At 60.8% G+C, this 5,293-nt stretch carries 6 protein-coding genes and 1 pseudogene; 2 read left to right on the plus strand and 5 right to left on the minus strand.

Going from position 1 to position 5,293, the window contains the following annotated elements; translation table 11 throughout:
• The first annotated feature begins 596 nt into the window (after positions 1-596).
• Together ACQKDV_RS16005 and ACQKDV_RS16010 are read left to right on the plus strand one after the other, a co-directional pair.
• Positions 597-953 carry a hypothetical protein gene (locus ACQKDV_RS16005; RefSeq protein WP_427785029.1) on the plus strand — a complete coding sequence of 119 codons (357 nt, stop codon included), beginning with the start codon at positions 597-599 and terminating at the stop codon, positions 951-953.
• 46 nt (positions 954-999) lie between these two features.
• Positions 1,000-1,335 (plus strand): hypothetical protein, encoded by a 336-nt coding sequence (locus ACQKDV_RS16010; RefSeq protein ID WP_427785031.1) that lies wholly within the window; start codon positions 1,000-1,002, stop codon positions 1,333-1,335.
• A 55-nt stretch (positions 1,336-1,390) separates the two neighbouring features.
• Here the strand turns inward: ACQKDV_RS16010 and ACQKDV_RS16015 are convergent, their stop codons facing one another.
• The 5 genes and pseudogenes from ACQKDV_RS16015 to guaA form a co-directional block, all read right to left on the minus strand.
• Positions 1,391-2,173 carry a 3-hydroxybutyrate dehydrogenase gene (locus ACQKDV_RS16015; protein ID WP_427785032.1) on the minus strand — a complete coding sequence of 261 codons (783 nt, stop codon included), beginning with the start codon at positions 2,171-2,173 and terminating at the stop codon, positions 1,391-1,393.
• A 193-nt stretch (positions 2,174-2,366) separates the two neighbouring features.
• Positions 2,367-3,260, minus strand: a complete 894-nt coding sequence (locus ACQKDV_RS16020; RefSeq protein ID WP_427785033.1) for an RES family NAD+ phosphorylase — start codon at positions 3,258-3,260, stop codon at positions 2,367-2,369.
• A 240-nt stretch (positions 3,261-3,500) separates the two neighbouring features.
• Positions 3,501-3,773, minus strand: a complete 273-nt coding sequence (locus tag ACQKDV_RS16025; protein WP_427785036.1) for a TrbI/VirB10 family protein — start codon at positions 3,771-3,773, stop codon at positions 3,501-3,503.
• Positions 3,746-4,079: pseudogene (locus ACQKDV_RS16030) on the minus strand (Arm DNA-binding domain-containing protein); the annotation flags it as partial. The pseudogene ACQKDV_RS16030 and the gene ACQKDV_RS16025, both read right to left, overlap by 28 nt.
• A 310-nt stretch (positions 4,080-4,389) precedes the next feature.
• Positions 4,390-5,293, minus strand: a 904-nt coding sequence (guaA, locus tag ACQKDV_RS16035; RefSeq protein ID WP_427785035.1) for a glutamine-hydrolyzing GMP synthase, incomplete at its 5' end; no start/stop codon positions are given.

Here is a 5,293-nt window from a genome sequence, read left to right on the forward strand (position 1 = left end):
CCGGTAGAGCCGGGCCATGCCCGGCGAGCGCAGCGGCCGCATGACGCATCTGGCACGCGAAATCGACTGGTATCGTCACATCGCTTCGCGTATAGCGTCTCTTGCGCCCCTGTATGCAACGCTTCATACAACTCTTGGTAAGCGAAAAGCGTCACACGCGTTGCAGGCTTTCGGGCCGCTTGCGTCATTCGTCGCCACGTTCACCACCCCAGTGGCGCAATCATGTCCTTGCCTGTCGCATGTGCCACTGAAGATGCGTGCGACACTCTTCAGCCCGCACTCGATTCCTCAGAGTTTTTCGTATTTTTCTCATTGAATCGAGTGTTGATGCATAAACAACATGGCGTGCCACCGACAACGGGTGGCCGGGTCTGCAAACCCGAGAAGTTAGATGTGCCTGTAGTTTGCGCTTGCCCGCCGGTACCGTCCTGAAGCGGTACCGGCGGGCAATCCGTCGGCCTCTATGGCGGGCGGTGCGTGGGGGTCTTCGGACCCACCGGCTGATGGCACTTCACTTCCCGGTTTGCAGCCACGCACCGTCCGCCACCCGCTTCCGCGCGGTGGCGCTGTTACGTACAGCCACGGAAGCCGACGCCATGACCAATCGCAAGACCCCGCCGTTCCTTGTTGTTGAGTCTGACAACGACGACGCAAATCCCGCCGACGATCTCAGCACCTTCCAGGGCTGCCTCACCCGCATCCGTGATGGCGAAGGCTCCGATGGCATGTTGTGGCCGGAAGAAAACCTGTCCGACGGCCGACGTCAGTCCCTGGCCCGAATTGATCGTGCGGCCGTGGGCATCCTCACGGCGGTGGAGATGCTGCATGCGGCCAACCGCTGCACAACCATGGCCACGCCCCGCAGGCATCTGGATGAGGGCGTGGTTGAGGGCTTGTTCTTTGCGTGCCGCGAACTGGCGGAGCTGGTATGCCGGGAAATCAGGCCGGCCTGACAAACCGCGCCCGCCACGCTCTCGACGCCCTGAACGGATATCCGCCATGCCCCCTCCCCCGATCCCCGCCAAACTGCGTGACACGCTCAAGGACTATCCTGAGCACATCGAGGAGCTGCAGGAGACGCTCGATTCTATAAAAGACAGGCGGATAAGGTCCTTCCCCGCCTTTCACTATGCCGTGTGGAAGCTGGAGGACTGTCTCTCCGATTTCATTGCTGAAGCAGGCGCCGAGGTCGCAACGGCCGAAACATCCGGCGATCCGCACGCAATAGCACGTGCGACGGAGAAGGAAAGGCTGATGATATATGCACGATCCATCTGCATAGGTCTGGCCAACCTCAGCGAGTTGCGCGCGTACTTTGATGCAACTAAGGCCTGAAACTGATGGCTGCCAAGACACCATGAACTGATCTCGCGACTCTGGCACGCCTCAGCTAGCGTGCCGTCCAACCACCATCCATCGGAAGCGCCGTGCCCGTCATCTGCGCTGCGGCGTCCGACGCCAGGAACACCACCAGGTCGCCCAGCTGCTCCGGCGTCACGAACTGCAGCGAGGGCTGCTTCTCGGCCAGCAGCTCACGGGCGGCGGATTCCTGGTCGGTTCCTTCCCGCTCCGCCAGCGCGGTGATCTGCTGTTCGACAAGCGCCGTCCGCACCCACCCCGGGCAGATGGCGTTGGCGGTGATGTCCGTGCCCGCGTTCTCCAGCGCGGTCACCTTGGTAAACCCGACCACGCCATGCTTGGCGGCCACATAGGCTGACTTGTTCACCGAACCCACCAGGCCGTGCGCCGACGCGATGTTGATGATGCGGCCCCAACCCTGCTGTTTCATGTGGGGCAAGGCCGCTGCCGTTGCATGGAACACCGCCGATAGATTCAGCGCCAGAATCGCGTCCCACTTTTCGATGGGGAATTCCTCGATGGACGCCGTGTACTGGATGCCGGCGTTATTCACCAGAATGTCGATGCGGCCCATGGTGGCAACGGTACGGGCAATCATTTCCCGCACCGCCTCGCCGCGTGAGAGGTCGGCGCCGTCATGCGTTACCCGAACGTTGAACTCGGCCTCCAGGTTGGAGCGGATGCGTTCGATGTCCGCTCCGTCACCGAAGCCATTCAGCACGATGTCGGCGCCCTGCCGCGCCAGCGCCGTGGCAATGCCAAGACCGATACCGCTGGTGGAGCCGGTGACTACCGCGACTTTTCCGGTGAACATGGGCGAGCTTCCGTAGGGAGGAAGCCCAGTGTAGATCCACGCCGCGCGTGGATGGTCCTTCCCACCCACCTATCACTTCAACCGCTCACTTATCCAGGCGCCCAAAGCCGATCTCGGATATTGCCTTGATGATTCCCTTCGACATGGATGATTCGGACCTTTCGTCGGTTGCTGTTAGAGGACAGGACGATGCCTATTTCGCCTCGTTCTTTCGCTCGACCCGCACGTGCCTGACGGGCGTGGTGTCGTAGAAGTAGCGCACACCCAGGACTTGGTGAATCTTGATCTGATCCCGATCCAGCCGGAGGGCGGGACCTAGCGTCTCGTTTCCCCAGCCGATGGCTGACGGTAGGCGTACCTTCGGATTGACGGCTCTCGTGATTAGCTCCGGATCGAAGATCAGTCTGTCTTCGTCGTAATCCCACATCTGGAAGTGTGTTTCCTGATCCATGAACGGACTGCCCTCTCCGTAGGGCGACGCTACGTCGGAAGACTTGCTGAACAGCACCACGTTCCTAGCATCCGTTCGCAACCTAGTTTCCGCATCTACCTGTGCGGAGGGAAACAAGATGCCGTCCAAATCCAACTCTCCGTGGGTCGCAAGAAAGTCAGCCACGGCCTGGGTGATGAGATAACTCTCGTCCTCGCGTTCAGGGATGACGGGACGAATGAGCTTCCTAACGAGCTTCTTCAGGAAGTCGCGCCGGTTTCTGCGGTTGTAGGTGGCAGGGTCGAACAGGCTGCCATCGCCATCGATCAGGATGAGCTTCTCGATATCTAAGAGTCTGAGCGGCCGAACGACCTCGAACACCCCGACCACAACACGGCTGCCAACTGGCGGTCGCACCTCGGCGATCGCGATCTCCGAATCGACCGCGCCATAGAATACAGGAACCCCCTTGGCATTCATCCTGCCGGCCCGACCGACGCCGGGAGGTGGCGGCCCAAGCTCACGCTCTGGCGACTTCAACGCCTTTTCCAACGGCTCTAGTGATGGAAACACCCGCGCTCTGTACAGCGTGCCGAACGCCCGGCCCGGCACGGCCTCCACGATCACGCCCTCCCTCCCCTCGATACGGTCGTCCAAGATCGGGCCAAACACCTGTTCCAACAGACTGAGAACCTTAGGATTACCTGATTAGCACGATGCCTCAGCGCGGTCGCAGCTGTTGAGAAGGGCGAGGTACAGGTTGGTGATCTCACTCTCGGGAGATCCTCCAATGGCCATGAATCAGGTGCAGTTCCAGAGCGGCCTGTCGTTGCCAGCGTTCTTGAAGCGCTACGGCAGTGAGGCGCAGTGCGAGCAGCCGCAGCTTTTTGGTCGTGCTCATCGTGAAGTCCCCCGATTGAAGAACAGCGGCTGGTACGGCCGCAGCACTAGATCCCGGTTGACGATGATGCGCACCGGCAGGCCCGGCCGCTCCGTCAGCGTGGGCTGGATGTTGAGGTTGCGCCGGGTCATCTCCTGGCCGACCTGATTGATGCTGTCTTGGGCGCTGTCGCGCACGGCAATGATGACGCGATCACCGTTCTGGCGATTCTCCGGCGCGGCCAGCTCGGCACCGATGCCCAACCTTGCATTGGCCAGCCAGGTGTCCATCGCCGTGCCGAAGGTCTTGATGGCGACCACCCGGCGTTTCTCGCGCTGCTTCTCCAGCGCGGGCGAGACGCCCTTGAGCACGGCTTTACGCGCGTCCAGGAGCAGTTCGCGCGCCATCGCCAGTGAGATGCCGCCGGGGCCGTAGCGCCCGAGCGTCAGCGTCTCGCGGCGGCCGTTGAGGCGGTAGTCGTAGCGGAAGGTGACAGTGCCGCTGGGCGATACGGTCACGTACATTCCGTCTCGGTCAGAAGCCTTATAAATCTTGGACTTAGGCTTCAGATTTCGTAGTGCAGCGTCAGTAAGCATCGAGGTTTCCTCCGGCTTGTGACGGCTTTACCGTCAGGTTTTACCGTCAAGGACCTGGAGACCTGCTGATGCCCGGAAAGCCGCATAAAACAAGCATTCCCGAGAAGGCTTTTACCGTCAAAGACGGTAAAAGTCTGAATAGTGAACGAGAGCGTCTTAATCCGGCCTCGATTTTTACCGTCAGCTCTACCGCCAACTTTTTCTGATGGCCGGCGATAGCCACCGATAGTTGCCGTGACGTATTTCTTTCTAAATCAACACGTTACGACTGTTTTTCGACAGTTGGCGATAGTCCTCGAAGGACGTAAACTCACTCCCACTCAATAGTAGCCGGCGGCTTCCCCGAGATGTCATAGACAACCCTTGAAACCCCCCGCAACTCATTGATGATCCGATTACTCACCGTCCCCAGGAACTCATACGGCAGATGCGCCCAATGCGCCGTCATGAAATCAATCGTCTCCACAGCCCGCAGCGCAATCACCCACTCATAAGCCCGCGCATCGCCCACCACGCCCACCGACTTCACCGGCAGGAACACGGCAAACGCCTGGCTGGTCTTGTCGTACAGATCCGCCTTGCGCAGCTCATCAATGAAGATGGCATCGGCCTTGGCCAGCAGCTCGGCGTACTCGCGCTTCACTTCGCCCAGAATACGCACGCCCAGGCCCGGGCCCGGGAACGGATGGCGGTAGACCATGGTGCGCGGCAGGCCCAGCTCAACGCCCAGGCGGCGCACTTCGTCCTTGAACAGCTCGCGCAGCGGCTCCACCAGGCCCAGCTTCATGTGCTCCGGCAGGCCGCCCACGTTGTGGTGGCTCTTGATCACATGCGCCTTGCCGGTCTTGCTGCCGGCCGACTCGATCACGTCCGGGTAGATGGTGCCCTGCGCCAGCCACTTGGCGTTTTTCAGCTTGTTCGATTCTTCATCGAAGATCTCGACGAACAGGTTGCCGATGATCTTGCGTTTGGCTTCCGGGTCGCTCACGCCTTCCAGCGCGGCAAAGTAACGGTCGGCGGCATTCACGCGCACGACCTTCACGCCCATGTGTTCGGCAAACATCGCCATCACCTGGTCGCCTTCCTGCCAGCGCAGCAGGCCGGTATCCACGAACACGCAGGTCAGCTTTTCGCCGATGGCCTTGTGCAGCAGCGCGGCCACGTCGGCGAACAACGGCGACAGCGCCTGTGCAAGCCGGTTGAGATTCCAGTAC

It is taken from the genome of Stenotrophomonas sp. NPDC077659 (assembly GCF_050268705.1).
GTDB lineage: Bacteria > Pseudomonadota > Gammaproteobacteria > Xanthomonadales > Xanthomonadaceae > Stenotrophomonas.